Origin of the sequence: Prevotella veroralis DSM 19559 = JCM 6290, assembly GCF_000377625.1 — a bacterium.
In the GTDB taxonomy this organism is placed as follows: domain Bacteria; phylum Bacteroidota; class Bacteroidia; order Bacteroidales; family Bacteroidaceae; genus Prevotella; species Prevotella veroralis.
Window position 1 is genome coordinate 169,671 of sequence record NZ_KB898327.1, and the last position, 15,346, is coordinate 185,016.

Below are 15,346 nucleotides of genomic sequence, written 5' to 3' on the forward strand. Positions count from 1 at the left end.
ACAATGGTGATTGTGGGTTGCTCTACGAAGAATAACACCGCCCAATCTCGCTGGTGGCAGGCTTTTAATACCCGATATAACGTATATTTTAATGGAGCACAGGCTTATATCGATGGTTCTCTAGAGAAAGAAAAGGGGAACAAGGATAACTTTACCGAACTTATTCCACTATATACTGTTGGCAATAAGAATAGTCGGGACTTAGGGAAAAGTAACTTTAATCGTGCCATAGAAAAGGCAGAGAAGGCAATAGCTAAGCATAGTATCAAGAAGAGACCAGAGTGGACTAAGAACAGAAGAAAGACTGATAAGGACATAGAGTGGCTCTCAAGACGTGAATATAACCCTTTCTTGTGGAAGGCATGGATGTTAATGGGACGCTCACAGTTCCATCAAGGAGCCTTTGAAGAGGCTGCTGCAACCTTCGCCTACATGAGTCGTATGTACAAGGGACAGCCTGCCATTTATGGAAAAGCACGTGCTTGGTTGGCTAAATGTTACATAGAACAGGGCTGGCTATACGATGCGGAGGATGTTATTCGCAATATACAACGTGACTCAATGGACTGGCGTGCGGTGAAGGAGTGGGATTATACTTACGCAGACTACTATCTTCATACGGGAGAACTGGCTAAGGCTGTGCCTTACTTACAAAAGGTTGTCAAGCACGAGATGCGTCAGAAGCAGAAAGCACGTGAACTTTATCTACTTGGACAAGTGTATGCAGCATTGGGAAAGAGGCAAGATGCCTATGAAGCCTTCCAACGCGTCATTCGTACCAATCCCCCTTATGAACTGGAGTTCAACGCTCGCATTGCCCAAACAGAGGTCATGGCAGAAGGACAAAGCAAGCAGATGATAAGCAAACTAAGGCACATGGCGGCTTCAGATAACAATAAGGAGTATCTGGATCAGGTCTATTACGCAATGGGAAACATACATCTTGCGAACAAAGATACGCTTGCTGCTATCAATGCCTACGAACTGGGACGTAAGAAGGCGACGCGTAGTGGAATTGAGAAAGGCGTTTTGTTATTACATCTTGGCGATTTGTATTGGGCTAAAGAGCGTTTCGGCAATGCTAAGAAATGCTATGATGAAGCCTTGGGATTACTCGACAGAGATCGTAAAGACTATGAACAATTGTCTGATCGTTCGAAGATATTAGACGAATTAGCACCTTATACGGATGCTGTTCAGCTACAGGACTCTCTCCAACAACTTGCTAAATGCTCTGAGAAGGAGCGTAATGCCGCAATAGATAGGGTCATCACAGCATTGAAGAAGAAGGAGAAAGAGGAGCAAAATGCACTGGGCTTGCAAAATAACAACGCCCATCAGCAAGGTATGGATGGTAATTTCGGACGTAACAACACATCGAATAATATTCAAAGAGTTAACCCCAATCATCAACAAGGGAGTACTTGGTATTTCTATAACCCAACGGCTGTACAACAAGGAAAGGTTACTTTCCAACAACTATGGGGCAAGAGAGAGAATATCGACAACTGGCAACGCATGAATCAAACGGTTGTTAGGAATATTGGAAACACTAACAACCCTTATGAAATGACGGATGCTCAACGCGACTCCATATATAAAGCCGAAGCAAAGAGGGATTCGCTCGAACAAACAAGAGACTCTTTAAAGAACGACCCACATAAGCGGGAGTATTATCTAGCACAAATCCCATTCACTGCGGAACAGCTTGCTGCAAGTAACAAGATACTTGAGGATGGTCTACATCATTCAGGAGTAATATTCAAGGATAGGCTTAACAATCTTCGTCTAGCAGAGCGGGCACTACGCAGAGTGAGCGATAATTATCCTGACTATGAGGCTATGGACGATGTTTATTACCATCTCTACTTGCTTTATATGCGTAAGAACGAACCCGAGATAGCCGAGACTTACCTTACAAAGTTAAGTCGGCAATACCCCAAGAGTAAGTGGACTACCCTCTTAACTGACCCTTATTACAAACAAAACTTACGTTTCGGCGTGCAGATAGAAGACTCTCTATATGCCTCAACTTACGATGCTTTCAAGCAAGGACACTATAATGAGGTTGCTAGTAACGCTCAAATCTCCGAGAAACGATTCCCAATGGGAGCCAACAGAGATAAGTTCTTGTTCATTGGAGGATTGAGTAAGCTAAACACGGGAGACGCTAATGGGTGCTTAACTGACATGAAGGAGGTTGTAAAGAAGTACCCCAACAGTCGTATCAGTGAGATGGCTGGAATGATAGTGAATGGTGTTCAGGCAGGAAAGAAGCTCCGCAGCGGTAAGTTCGACCTAAATGCTGTATGGTCATATCGCACTTCCATCCTTAGTGATAGCGACAGTATCCGACAAGCGAAGCTCTCTCCTGAACGCAACATAGACTTTAAGTTCTTGCTAATATACAACCCCGACTCATTGAAGGAGAACAAGTTACTATTCGAGTTAGCGCGTTTCAACTTCACAAACTTCCTCGTTCGCAACTTTGAAATACAAATAGAAGACCTCAGCGGATTGCATCAAATGAAGGTATCGGGCTTCCGCAGTTATGATGAAGCGTATCAATATGCCCGTCAACTATTTGATGCTAAGGACGTGGTGACGCAGATGAGCAAGACTACTAAGGCTGTCATTATCAGTGAAAAGAACCTGAAACTGATTGGAACGACCTATAGTTATAAGGATTATGAGGCTTTCTATAAAAAGAACTTCTCACCACTTGAAGTGACCAAACGCTATCTCTTGAGTGAACCAGCCGAAGTGGCGACACCGCGCGAGCCTGACCTTCTACAGAAGATAGAGGAGAAGCACGCCAATAACAAGGATCTCTTCCCTGACGATATGGATGTTCCTGCAAACAACACGATGGATATTCCGTTGGACACACCAGCATCAAAGAAGGTAGAGCCAACAACATCTCCAAAGAATGAAAACACTTTCGAGATTCCTACGGAGGTGAAGAAACCAACGTTAGAGGACACTAACACGTTCGTTATTCCTGATGAGAAGCCTGCCGAAAAGCCTACTCCAACTCTCCAGAAAACTCCTGCCAACACAGGAAAAGAGACGAAGAAGGCTGAAACAAAGCCTACTCCAACACAGCAAAAGACAGAACCAAAAGTGCAGAAGACACCATCTACTGCACCGCAGAAAGCACCCGTTAAGCAGCCTCAACAGGCACCAGCAAAGAAGCCAAAGACGGTAGATGATGGTCCGATCATTTACTTCGGAGATGACGAACCAACATCTGGCAAGAAGAATAACAACAAGACTAACAAGAAGAACCAACCCATTCAAAACAACATCGAAGATGAGTATTATGACTTGGAGGGGTTCTAACTAGAAGCAAGAAGATATATGAACAACGGATTGTTACTATGGGTAGATGATGAGATCGAGCTGTTGAAAGCGCACATCCTATTCCTTGAGAACAAAGGATATAAGGTTGTCATGGCTAGCAACGGGGCTGATGCTATTGAGCAATGTAGCATGCAGACCTTCGATCTCGTGCTACTTGATGAGCAGATGCCAGGGCTTTCTGGGCTCGAGACCTTACAACGGATCAAGGAGATTCAACCTGCTACACCTATTGTCATGGTGACGAAGAGTGAGGAAGAAGACATCATGAATCAAGCGATTGGAGCAAAGATTGCAGACTATCTCATCAAGCCCGTCAACCCGAATCAGATACTTCTTTCACTGAAAAAGAATATCCATCAGAAGGAAATTGTCACTGAAGTAACGCAAAGCGGATACCAACAAAGCTACCAACAGATTGCTATGGAGATTGCCGACAGTCATTCGTTCGATGATTGGAAAGAGGTTTATCGTAAGTTAGTACACTGGGAGTTAGAGCTAAGCAGCACTGACAGCAACATGGTGGAAATGCTGAAAATGCAGAAAGAAGAGGCTAATAATGGCTTTGCTAAGTATATTTCAAAGCATTATCTCAACTGGGTAGCACCGCAGGAAACAAAGACAAACAGTAGTTTCGCACGTTTGGCAGGACGCAATAAGAAGTCTGATACCAACAACGAAACCAACGATAAGCCCTTACTAAGCCCAGAGATCTTCAAGAAGAAGGTGTTCCCACTCATTGACAAAGGCGAGAAAGTATTCCTCATCGTCATCGATAACTTCCGACTTGACCAATGGCGCATCCTGTCGAAAGAGATTGGTGACATGTTCGAGATCGAAGAGGACCTTTACATGAGCATACTTCCAACAGCGACACAATACGCTCGCAATGCTATATTCAGTGGTCTTATGCCTCAACAGATAGCAAAGATGTACCCCGAATTGTGGGTCGATGAGGACGAAGAAGAGGGCAAGAACCTCAACGAAGAGCCGCTTATTCGGACGCAGATAGAGCGTTATCGCCGTCATGACAGGTTCTCTTATCATAAGATTAACGACTCAACGGGTGCTGAGAAGTTCATGCAACAATACAAGAACTTAGCTCAAAACGATCTTAATGTACTTGTCGTTAACTTCATCGACATGCTTTCTCATGCTCGAACAGAGATGAAGATGATACGTGAACTAGCCAGTGACGAGAGTGCCTATCGCTCCATTACACTTAGCTGGTTCCAACACAGCGTCCTTACAGACGTCTTCAAGGAGTTGGCACAATCGAACTATAAGGTGATCATCACAACCGATCACGGATCCATTCGGACGACTAATCCAGTGAAGATTATCGGTGATCGCAATACGAATACGAACCTCCGTTATAAGCTAGGAAAGAGCCTTAACTATGATGCTAAGGAGGTTTTCACCATCAAGAATCCGCACCAAGCACAGCTGCCAGCCCCTAACCTCAGTACAAGTTACGTATTCGCTACAGGCGATTCGTTCTTTGCTTACCCCAATAACTACAACTATTACGTGTCTTACTATAAGGATACTTTCCAACACGGAGGCATCTCTTTGGAAGAAATGATAGTCCCTTTGGTCACGCTCACACCACGTAAACGATCATAAAGAACAGATAAATAAAAGCAATATGGAAATCAGAATCAATAGTCTCGATACCATTCACGAGGCTGCAAAGGACTTTATTAAGGGAATGGGAGACGGTAAGGTGTTTGCTTTCTATGGTAAGATGGGAGCTGGAAAGACCACCTTTATCAAAGCACTTTGCGAAGTTCTCGGAGTGAAGGATGTGATTACTTCCCCTACATTCGCCATCATCAACGAGTATACAGACGGCAACGACAACCCAATCTATCACTTCGATTTCTATCGAATAAAGAAGTTGGAGGAGGTTTACGACATGGGTTATGAGGATTACTTCTATAGTGGTAACCTCTGTCTACTCGAATGGCCGGAGCTCGTTGAGGATGTTCTTCCAGAGAACGTCATCAAAGTTACGATCGAAGAACAGCCTGATGGCAGCCGCCTCTTGACGTATTAAGGTAACGAAACAACGCCCTTCTGAAATTGAATCTAACGGCAGGAAACCTCCCCAAGCCCGTTAAAAGGAGAGGGTGTAACCTACGAGACTATTTAAAGAAAGGCTTTCTTCAATGCGAAGAGAGTGCTTCTTCGCATCAAAGAGAGCCTCTTCTCATATCAAGGAGAGGCTCTCTTTAGTTTTACCTACAATCTACATCTATGAAAAGCAATGACACAGAGTAGGGGCAGACGCCCTCGTCTGTCCGTCCAAAACACAAGCAATAAGAGCTTCCCCAAACCCCTCAAAGGAGGGGATGTCGCCTAACGGGATGTCATGAAAGGATAAATGGGCGGACAGACGAGGGCGTCTGTCCCTACTTCTGACAATTATTTCGATTCGAAGAGCTAACAAGTAAACATGCAAATCCGCTGTTTGTTCTGTAGTAAACGGCACTATCTACTCCCCACTCCATGTGAGAGAAGGAGAGAGGAAACTTACATTTCCCCTTGAGGAAAACTGGAAGAGGTTCCTATATGCAGTCATTCCAGACCTCTCCAAATGCTTTGGAAAACTATTACAAAGCACTTGGAGAACTATTACAAAAGACTTGTAATCTTCTGGAATACCTTTCGAACGTCCTCAAAATCCCACTAAAAAAGCCATATTAAACAGTCTTTTAACGACTGCCTAATATGGCTTTCAACCATTATTAATCTATCAACTGACTGCTTAGAGCAGTGCTTTGAACTTCTCATCAAGCACTGCTTTTGATGCAGCACCAACGAACTTATCTACTAATTCACCGTTCTTGAAGAATAGAATCGTTGGTATGTTGCGTACTCCGAAATCGATTGCAACATCATCATTCTCTTCAACATCACACTTGCCAACAACGATCTTTCCATCATATTCCTCTGCTAGTTCAGAGATGATTGGACCGACCATCTTGCAAGGTCCACACCATGTTGCCCATAGGTCAACTACCAATGGTAAGTCACCATTCTTATAAGTCTCTAAGTTCTCACTAGTGATTTTTACTTCCATGTCTTTACTTTTTTATAATTATACTGATTGTTATTAAATTAATATCTCACACTTATGTTATATCAAAGTGTATGCCACCTTTATGTATAACTAATTGATGTGGAACTCCATCTTGTCACTGGCAGTGATAAAGTCTATCAACTTTCGGTCTACATTGACTGTCTTATTACGACTTTGAAGAGTAACAATAGTGTTCTCTAAGGTGCGTAACTGAACAAACAGCTGTGTGTTGCCTTTATGCTCATCTATCACCGTTGACAACTCTGAAACGAGTTCGTCATCTAAAGATGAGGCTTCCATTGAGATGGTAAACCGCTGTAACTTATGCTCTTTAACATCATAGAGTTGCTCCACATTCTGCACTTTCAGCTCCAGTAATGACGGGTTATTGCGATAACGGGGTTGGCACTTAGCTGTTATATATATGGTGTAATTCACCTTTAGAAGATTGTTCCAGCGTGCCCAATCATCACCGAAGAGTGCCAACTCACCCGTTCCCTCGAAGTCTTCTATTGTAACGAAACCAAAGGGCTTGCCCGTCTTCTGTGAGAAACGCTCATTCACTGACGTGACGATACCACCGAATGTTACCTCATCAGTTTGGGATAGTTTCGTCATATCGGCATTGCGTCCTATCATCGAACAATGCGTGTTACACATGTTGTTCAGTACGACGCTATACTCATCCAATGGGTGGGCTGACAAATAGACACCCACTAACTCGCGTTCTTTGTTAAGCTTTTCTATCGTCGGCCACTTCTCTGTTTTCGGTGCAACGGGGTGCATAACTGCAACAGCATCCATACCTCCAAAGAGAGAGTTCTGTTGCTCTGCTTTCTCCGTCTGGAATAACTGTCCGTAACGAACGATAGTATCAAGAAAGACGCTATCTCTGCCTGATACACCGAAGAACTGCTCTCTCTGTAAGCCGAAACTATCAAAGCCACCACTATAAGCGAGGCTTTCGAATGCCTTACGATTCACATTGCTAAGGTCGACACGTTCGGCAAAGTCGTATATATCTTTATATGGTCCATTCTTCTCCCGTTCGCTTACAATACTCTCAGCAGCACTTGTTCCCATACCCTTGATAGCAGCTAGACCGAATCGAATCTCACCTTTCTTATTTACACCAAAGCCTATCTGGCTCTCGTTGATATCAGGTCCGAGCGTTGCTATCTTCAATGCTTTACACTCTTCCATGAGCTTGGTTATCTCGGTAATCTGGCTGAAACGACGGGTCATTAAGGCTGCCATATATTCGGCGGGATAGTGTGCCTTGAGGTAAGCCGTTTGATAAGCTACCCACGAATAGCACGTGGCATGCGACTTATTAAAGGCGTAACTAGCAAACTTCTCCCAGTCACTCCATATCTTCTCCAGTATCTGCGGATCGTGCCCATTAGCCTGTCCTTGCTTGATGAACTTCGGTTTCATCTGGTCAACGATAGCCTTCTTTTTCTTACCCATTGCCTTTCGTAAGGCATCACTCTCACCTCGGGTGAAGCTCGCCAACTGGCGACTTAGGAGCATCACTTGCTCTTGATAGACTGTAATCCCGTATGTATCTTTGAGGTACTTCTCCATACATGGGATGTCATACTTTACTAGCGACGGATCATTCTTACGCTTAATAAAATCGGGAATGTAGTCCATTGGACCTGGACGATACAGTGCATTCATGGCGATCAAGTCCTCAAAGACTGTTGGATGAAGCTCTCGAAGGTACTTCTGCATACCAGCTGACTCGAACTGAAAAGTACCTATCGTTTGCCCCTTCTGATATAACTGGTAGGTCAGTTCATCATCTATCGGAATGTTGTCAAGATCGATGATGTCACCCGTTGTCTGTCGAATAACTTTACATGCTTCCTTTAACTCTGACAAGGTCTTCAGACCGAGGAAGTCCATCTTGATTAAGCCTGTTGACTCAATGACATGACCGTCATACTGCGTTACAGGAACTTTCTTCTCGGGGAAGTCCGGATCGGTCGCTGTGGATACAGGAACCCAATCATCAATAGGGTTACGACAGATGATGAAGCCACAAGCATGTATCCCCGTATTACGCACAGTACCCTCAAGCATCCTCGCATACTTTATAGTGTTTCGCTCTCGGATATCCTCACTTACCTCTGCATCTTGCAGTTGCGGGGTACACTTGATGGCGTTCGCTAGATTCATCTTCATGCCATCTGGCAAACGATCCGGTATCGCTTTACACAGCTCATTAGCGATTGCAATAGGTAATTTCTCTACACGGGCAACATCCTTAATAGAGTTCTTTGTTGCCATTGTACCATAGGTGATGATGTGCGCGCAATTCTCATGTCCATACTTATCCATGACCCATTGCAACACACGACCACGACCGTCATCATCGAAGTCGGTATCAATATCAGGAAGATTCACACGATCCGGATTAAGGAAGCGTTCGAACAGTAAGTCGTACTTAAGCGGGTCTATCTTCGTAATTCCGAGGCAATAAGCCACGACAGAACCTGCTGCTGAACCACGACCAGGCCCCACCATGACCCCTAACTCTTGGCGAGCTGCATTGATAAAGTCCTGTACTATAAGGAAGTAACCAGGGAAACCCATGGTCTTCATGACGTGTAACTCGAACCTTATATGGCTCTTCACCTCATCTGAAAGAGGGTCACCATATAGCTCCTTAGCACCATCGTAGGCTAGTTTAGCTAAATAGTCGGCTTCGAACTTGATACGATATATCTTCTCATAACCACCTAATCGCTCTATAACCTTTTGTCCTTCCTCGGGTGAGAGAGGGTTCTCACCATTCTCATCTGTGGTGAACTCCTTGTATAAGTCTTCCTCCGTGAACTTCTTCTCCCACTCTTCTTCTGTTCCAAAAGACTCTGGGATGGGGAAGAAAGGCATGATAGGACCATGGTCAATACTATAGATCTCAACCTTATCAAGCACCTCCAGTGTATTAGTCAATGCTTCTGGAATATCCGAAAAGACATCGTTCATCTCCTGACGAGACTTGAACCATTCTTGCTTGGAATAGCGCATGCGCTTCGGATCGTCCAAGTCTTCATTCGTTGCAAGGCATAGTAAGTGATCGTGTGCCTCGGCTGTCTCCTTATCTTCAAAGTGACAGTCGTTCGTACAAACCACCTTAATTCCATATTCCTTAGCGAACTGCAACAATACTTTATTAGCCTTTTGCTGCAAGGGGAAAGCCTCTCGATTGGCAAGGATAGTAGGGTCTTTCACCTCATGACGTTGCAACTCTAGATAGAAGTCATCGCCGAATACACGATGATACCACTCACAGGCTTCACGCGCACCATCAATATCTCCATGTATAATCTTACTTGGTATCTCACCAGCAATACATGCCGAACATACGATTAAGTCCTCATGATACTTCTCCAACTCGGCTCGATCCGTTCGAGGACGATAGTAGTAGCCATCCACCCAAGCGTGAGAAACGAGCTTAATAAGGTTCTTGTAGCCGTTATAGTTCTTTGCTAAGACGATAAGATGGTATCCAGAGTTATCGTGCATGGACTTATCTTTATCGTACATAGTGCGTCGGGCAACATACATCTCACATCCGAAGATAGGTTTGAAAGGCTCTTCACCATTCTTCTTACGCTCCTTATTGACCTTAGCGCAGTAGTCCGAAAACTCTTTGATACCGAACATCACGCCATGATCAGTTATCGCCATACCCTTCATTCCATCAGCGATTGCCTTATCAACAAGCCTTGTTACCTTTGATTGACCATCTAGAATGGAGTAATTAGTATGCACATGTAAATGTATGTAATCTTCCATTAAGCTACGAATTTTGAGCTGTAAAGTTACGACGAAAAGCCCATATAGCCAAAAGAATGATAATGAAAATTTGTAGAAACGACCAAAAAGAAGTACCTTTGCAAGCGTTACAAAACGTCGATTTAACGACCATGGGGAAAATTAAAAAGAAGCTAAAGAAGATAAGAATACATCGCGAAGGTACAGACACGCTGCTCTATAGCGGTATATGTTTAGCCCTTATTGCGTTAATTCTATGGTTTGCAATTCCGTCAAAGATACCCTTTTGGATCTTTGCAGTAGTCTTCGGTACAGTCTACGGAATTGTTTTAAACTTCTACAGATGCCCTATCCGCTATTTTGGCAGCGAGGAGACCGAAGGCATAGTAGTTGCTCCTGCGGATGGACACATCGTAGTTATAGAAGAAGTAGACGAAAACACCTACTTCCATGAACGCCGTTTAATGATCTCAATATTCATGAGTTTATGGAATGTACACGCCAACTGGTTCCCTGTAGATGGCGTAATTAAATCAGTACAACACTTTGATGGCAACTTTCACAAGGCTTGGCTTCCTAAGGCAAGTGAAGAGAATGAGCATGCCGATACCATTATCACCACTCCTGATGGCACTGATGTGTTATGCAGGCAGATTGCTGGTGCTATGGCACGACGCATTGTGACTTATGCTAAGGAGGGTGAGGAATGTTATATTGATGAGCACCTTGGCTTCATCAAGTTGGGTAGTCGTGTTGATATCTTCCTCCCTGTAGGCTCTGAAGTATGCGTTAAAATGGGACAGGCAACAACTGGCGACCAAACAGTTATCGCTAAGTTGAAGCCTAAGAAATAAACGGGTAATAATGAAGAAACATATTCCTAACAGCATAACATGCTGTAACTTGATTTCAGGTTGCATCGCAACGGCATTTGCTGTCACTGATGAAGCGAAGATTGCGTTGCTTTGGATTATTATTGGAGCAGTCTTCGACTTCTTCGATGGCATGACTGCTCGCCTCTTACATGTCAGTTCTCCAATTGGTAAAGAACTTGATTCTCTTGCGGATGACATCACCTTTGGCGTAGCTCCCTCTACTATTATCTTTACTCAACTACAGCTGATGAGCTATCCAGAGTTCCTCGAGCCTCTACGTCCCTACCTCCCTTTCGTGGCTTACATCATGGCTGCTTTCTCCGCATTGCGCCTTGCTAAGTTCAATCTCGATGAGCGTCAAGCACTCGGATTCATAGGTTTGCCAACTCCTGCCAACGCCCTCTTCTGGGGATCATTATTGGTTGGTATCGGAGAACAGATGTATTATCGCCCTTGGACACTATACCTAATTCTGATTGGAATATTGGTTAGTTCGTGGCTACTTGTATCTGAGATACCAATGTTCGCACTAAAGTTTAAGCATTGGGGATGGAAAGGTAACGAGGTAAAATACATCTTCTTACTCACCTGTATTCCTCTTTTAGTAATCTTCGGCATTACCGCCTTTGCCATCATCGTTGCTTGGTACGTTGTGTTATCAGCGATAGTTAAGCAACAGGCAAGTAAGTAATAACACAAAGGAACACTATGATAGAAGATTTACTGAAGTTTGCTTTCTTCATATTTGTATTCTTCCTCATCATGATAGGATGGGTTGCTTATGCTTTCTATAAGCAACTGACACGTGCTCGGAAGCAGTTTAATCCATACAGACAACAGCAGGGAACACAATCGAACGAGCCTACGATTACAGATAACAGACCCTTAGAGGAACGCAATAAACAGGTTATCCCTGATAGTGAAGGCGAATATGTAGACTTCACGGAAGTAGAGGATGACCAGCAAGAATGAACCCATAGTATTAAAGTTGATAAATATGTTTGAGAGTATATCAAGGTTCCCACGAACCAACGATATACTCTCTTTATTTGCATAAAGGTGTCATCACTCTTTGAAGCGACTTCCTGTTCCATTTAAAGAAAGGCTTCCTTTGCTATAAAGAAAGCCTCTCTTCGTATCAAGGAAACGCCTTTCTTCCACAAAGAAGAGCGTCTCTTGAAATCCACCCAACCTCTCCCAAGGAGAAAAGTGTTGTCTTATACCATTGATTACTTACCTACTTTGTAATTCTCAAGCCCCTTATCAAGGAAGTCAAGATAGGCTTTCACGTCCTCTTTGAAGCTGAAGCTACCATTGAGCGGCTTACCAGCATTATCCAAAGGAACATAGAAAGGCTGTGCGAGATAACCGAACTTCGTCTCCTCAAGATAGCTCCACTTGTCGCCCACAGTGCGCAGAGTGCGAGTAGAACCATCAGGACGTTTCACCTCTACAGGCTGTTTCAACGGAGTCTTATCATCTACATAAAGCGAGATAAGAACATAGTCTTTCATGAGCTTATCAGCTACACGAGAGTCGGTCCATACCGATGCTTCCATCTTACGACAGTTAACACATCCGAAGCCCGTAAAGTCTATTAAGACTGGTTTCCCAGCCGCTGCGGCTGCACGCATGCCCTCTTCATAATCGGTATATTGGGCATGTACGGTTTGAGGAGCTAAATTGAAATCCTGCGTATTGATAGGTGGTGCGAAGGCACTAACCGCCTTACAAGGTGCACCCCAAAGCCCCGGAACCATATAAATGGAGAATGCCAATGAGCAAAGACCTAGCATAATGGCTGGTACAGGCATTGCCTTCTGCTCCGAATCATCGTGCGGGAACTTAAGTTTTCCTATGAGATAGAGACCGAGCAAACCAAAGAGTGCAATCCAAATAGATAGGAATGTCTCACGATCTAGGATGTGCCATCCGTATGCGAGATCGGCTACTGATAGGAACTTCAGCGAGAATGCCAATTCAATGAAGCCTAACACAACCTTAATCATATTCATCCATGAACCTGACTTAGGTGCTTGCTTCAACCAAGATGGGAAGAGGGCGAAGAGTGTGAAAGGCAGGGCTAACGCCAAAGCGAAACCAAACATTCCCACTGCTGGAGCTACCCAGTCACCACTTGTGGCTGCCTGAACTAGCAAAAGTCCCACAACAGGTGCTGTACAAGAAAAACTTACCAGTGACAAGGTGAACGCCATAAGGAAGATTGAAAGCAATCCCGTGGTTGCTGCCGCTTTGTTATCTACGGCATTGCCCCACGATGATGGCAATCGGAGTTCGAACCAACCAAAGAAACTAAAAGCGAATACTAACAGCAGAAGGAAGAAGAAGATATTGAACGGGGCATTGGTTGCTAGCTCATTCAACTTCTGTGGTCCGAATGCAGCTGTTACGATTGACGCTAAGCCGAGATAGATTACTATGATTGAAATACCGTATGTTATGGCATCACGAATACCCTTCTTGCGGTCGTCCTTCGCACGCTTTAGGAAGAAACTAACGGTCATTGGTATGATTGGCCACACGCAGGGGGTGAGCAGAGCAACGAGTCCTCCTATAATACCCATGAAGAAGATGTACCAAAGAGAGTTGCTCTTGTTATTTTGCGCATTGTTGAATACCGCCAACTCCTTTACTACAGGCGTCCACAGATCAGCGTTTGGCGTACTCTGAACAGCCGTTTGAGCCGTTGCAGTAGTTGAGTCTGTCTTAGCCGTGGTAGCCTCTTTTGCCGTGTCAGCGGTCATTGCAGCCAGTGCAGATAAACCATCAGCTGCTACCGGAGTAGCAGCTGACGCAGTATTATCGGTGGTAGTTGATGCGCTTGCTGGCGTCGCAGCGGGAGCTTCAGCAGGGCCGTTCCCCTTAAAGTTGAACTCCACTTGCATTGGAGGCATACACATCTCATCGTTACAAGTACCATACTCTAAGTAACCTTTGATCGCGTATGTCTTTGCTGTGATCTTATAACGTTGAACAAAGCTAACACTATTCTCGAAATAGCGGAGCTTCATCTCGAATGCTTTATCAAAGACATTCAATTCCTTTCCACGTGCTGTTAGTTTACCAACAGGCGTTACGCCCTCTGCTTTCTCTACATGCAAAGTGGTAGAAGTAGGTCCATCTGCAGGTAAGTTAGTCGAATAGACGTGCCATCCCTGATCGATCTTAGCAGAGAAGATAAGGTCTACCTCTGTTGGAGACACTTGTTTCTGTTGCACAGTAAAGTGTGCTGGCTTCTGTTGTGCGAAAGCTGTTAAGCTAACGAACAACATGAAGATAAATAGTAATGTATTTCTCTTGTTCATTGATTTGTACGATTAAAAAAACGCTTGCAAAGGTAAATAAATAATTCTATATATCGTTGAATTGATTACAGATTATAGGTATATAACATCAAAAATATCAACCAGTAAGAGTGTCAAAAGTAACTTACAGAAACTTTAGACACTCTTATCTTTATCAAAATCATCACATTATCATAATATTAGGTATGGGTTAATTGTGAACCAATGTACCTATATCTTCGCCGTCCATCACCTTCTTGAGGTTTCCAACAACATCCATATTGAAGACGTAAATAGGTAGGTCATTCTCCTTACACATCGTTGTTGCTGTAAGATCCATAACCTTCAAGCCCTTGTTGTAAATCTCATCATAGGTGATTTCAGAGTACTTCTGCGCTGTTGGGTCTTTCTCCGGATCAGCAGTGTAAACGCCATCTACGCGTGTACCCTTTAGCATTACGTCGGCTTCTATCTCGATACCACGGAGGCTAGAACCCGTATCAGTTGTGAAGTAAGGGCAGCCTGTTCCGGCAGAGAAAATACATACATAGCCAGCTTCCATAGCCTCAATAGCCTTCCACTTACTATAGAACTCACCTATTGGCTCCATACGAATTGCGGTCAAGACTTTGGCTTTTGCGCCGATTGCCTCAAGTGCTGAAGAGAGCGCGAGAGAGTTAATTACAGTGGCACACATACCCATCTGGTCTCCTTTCACACGATCGAAACCTTTCTGGCTACCGCTTAATCCACGGAAGATGTTACCTCCACCAATGACGATACCTATCTGCACGCCCATGTCGTGCACCTCTTTTATCTGCTTCGCATAGTCACTTAAACGTTCAGGATCTATGCCAAAGCCTTGCTTACCCATAAGACTCTCACCCGAGAGCTTCAATAGTATACGTTTGAATCTTGCCATTCTTTATCTT

The 15,346-nt window shown here is 44.1% G+C and carries 10 protein-coding genes; 6 read left to right on the plus strand and 4 right to left on the minus strand.

The features are described 5' to 3' along the window. Positions 1–3 precede the first annotated feature (3 nt). From porW to tsaE, 3 genes are read left to right on the plus strand one after another with little or no spacing between them, the layout of a single operon-like run. Positions 4–3,342, plus strand: a complete 3,339-nt coding sequence (gene porW / locus D464_RS0104365) for a type IX secretion system periplasmic lipoprotein PorW/SprE (RefSeq protein ID WP_238309076.1) — start codon at positions 4–6, stop codon at positions 3,340–3,342. An 18-nt stretch (positions 3,343–3,360) separates the two neighbouring features. Beyond that, positions 3,361–4,986 carry a T9SS response regulator signal transducer PorX gene (porX, locus tag D464_RS0104370; RefSeq protein ID WP_018910317.1) on the plus strand — a complete coding sequence of 542 codons (1,626 nt, stop codon included), beginning with the start codon at positions 3,361–3,363 and terminating at the stop codon, positions 4,984–4,986. A 22-nt stretch (positions 4,987–5,008) separates the two neighbouring features. Then, positions 5,009–5,419, plus strand: a complete 411-nt coding sequence (gene tsaE / locus D464_RS0104375) for a tRNA (adenosine(37)-N6)-threonylcarbamoyltransferase complex ATPase subunit type 1 TsaE (RefSeq protein WP_004383803.1) — start codon at positions 5,009–5,011, stop codon at positions 5,417–5,419. A 711-nt stretch (positions 5,420–6,130) separates the two neighbouring features. Here the strand turns inward: tsaE and trxA are convergent. Together trxA and dnaE are read right to left on the minus strand one after the other, a co-directional pair. Then, positions 6,131–6,445, minus strand: coding sequence for a thioredoxin (gene trxA / locus D464_RS0104380; RefSeq protein ID WP_004383800.1), 315 nt, complete (start codon positions 6,443–6,445; stop codon positions 6,131–6,133). 90 nt (positions 6,446–6,535) lie between these two features. Beyond that, positions 6,536–10,255, minus strand: a complete 3,720-nt coding sequence (gene dnaE / locus D464_RS0104385) for a DNA polymerase III subunit alpha (protein WP_018910318.1) — start codon at positions 10,253–10,255, stop codon at positions 6,536–6,538. A gap of 131 nt (positions 10,256–10,386) precedes the next feature. On the opposite strand from dnaE, the gene D464_RS0104390 reads away from it, so the two are divergent. Genes D464_RS0104390 through D464_RS0104400 form a run of 3 tightly spaced genes read left to right on the plus strand, consistent with a single transcriptional unit; the run spans position 10,387 to position 12,081 of the window. Then, positions 10,387–11,088, plus strand: a complete 702-nt coding sequence (locus D464_RS0104390) for a phosphatidylserine decarboxylase family protein (protein ID WP_018910319.1) — start codon at positions 10,387–10,389, stop codon at positions 11,086–11,088. A gap of 10 nt (positions 11,089–11,098) precedes the next feature. After that, positions 11,099–11,800 (plus strand): CDP-alcohol phosphatidyltransferase family protein, encoded by a 702-nt coding sequence (locus tag D464_RS0104395; RefSeq protein WP_018910320.1) that lies wholly within the window; start codon positions 11,099–11,101, stop codon positions 11,798–11,800. A gap of 17 nt (positions 11,801–11,817) precedes the next feature. Next, positions 11,818–12,081, plus strand: coding sequence for a hypothetical protein (locus tag D464_RS0104400; RefSeq protein ID WP_018910321.1), 264 nt, complete (start codon positions 11,818–11,820; stop codon positions 12,079–12,081). 257 nt (positions 12,082–12,338) lie between these two features. Here the strand turns inward: D464_RS0104400 and D464_RS0104410 are convergent, their stop codons facing one another. Next, positions 12,339–14,435, minus strand: coding sequence for a protein-disulfide reductase DsbD family protein (locus D464_RS0104410; protein ID WP_018910322.1), 2,097 nt, complete (start codon positions 14,433–14,435; stop codon positions 12,339–12,341). Positions 14,436–14,625: 190 nt separating this feature from the next. Further along, positions 14,626–15,336 carry a UMP kinase gene (pyrH, locus tag D464_RS0104415; RefSeq protein WP_004383793.1) on the minus strand — a complete coding sequence of 237 codons (711 nt, stop codon included), beginning with the start codon at positions 15,334–15,336 and terminating at the stop codon, positions 14,626–14,628. Positions 15,337–15,346 lie beyond the last annotated feature (10 nt).

Excerpts from the sequence above, each read along its gene's own strand:
- tsaE (WP_004383803.1), top strand. The coding sequence starts at position 5,009 with ATGGAAATCAGAATCAATAGTCTCGATACCATTCACGAGGCTGCAAAG.
- pyrH (WP_004383793.1), bottom strand. The coding sequence starts at position 15,336 with ATGGCAAGATTCAAACGTATACTATTGAAGCTCTCGGGTGAGAGTCTT.
- porX (WP_018910317.1), top strand. The coding sequence starts at position 3,361 with ATGAACAACGGATTGTTACTATGGGTAGATGATGAGATCGAGCTGTTG.
- D464_RS0104400 (WP_018910321.1), top strand. The coding sequence starts at position 11,818 with ATGATAGAAGATTTACTGAAGTTTGCTTTCTTCATATTTGTATTCTTC.
- D464_RS0104390 (WP_018910319.1), top strand. The coding sequence starts at position 10,387 with ATGGGGAAAATTAAAAAGAAGCTAAAGAAGATAAGAATACATCGCGAA.
- dnaE (WP_018910318.1), bottom strand. The coding sequence starts at position 10,255 with ATGGAAGATTACATACATTTACATGTGCATACTAATTACTCCATTCTA.
- D464_RS0104395 (WP_018910320.1), top strand. The coding sequence starts at position 11,099 with ATGAAGAAACATATTCCTAACAGCATAACATGCTGTAACTTGATTTCA.
- D464_RS0104410 (WP_018910322.1), bottom strand. The coding sequence starts at position 14,435 with ATGAACAAGAGAAATACATTACTATTTATCTTCATGTTGTTCGTTAGC.
- porW (WP_238309076.1), top strand. The coding sequence starts at position 4 with ATGGTGATTGTGGGTTGCTCTACGAAGAATAACACCGCCCAATCTCGC.
- trxA (WP_004383800.1), bottom strand. The coding sequence starts at position 6,445 with ATGGAAGTAAAAATCACTAGTGAGAACTTAGAGACTTATAAGAATGGT.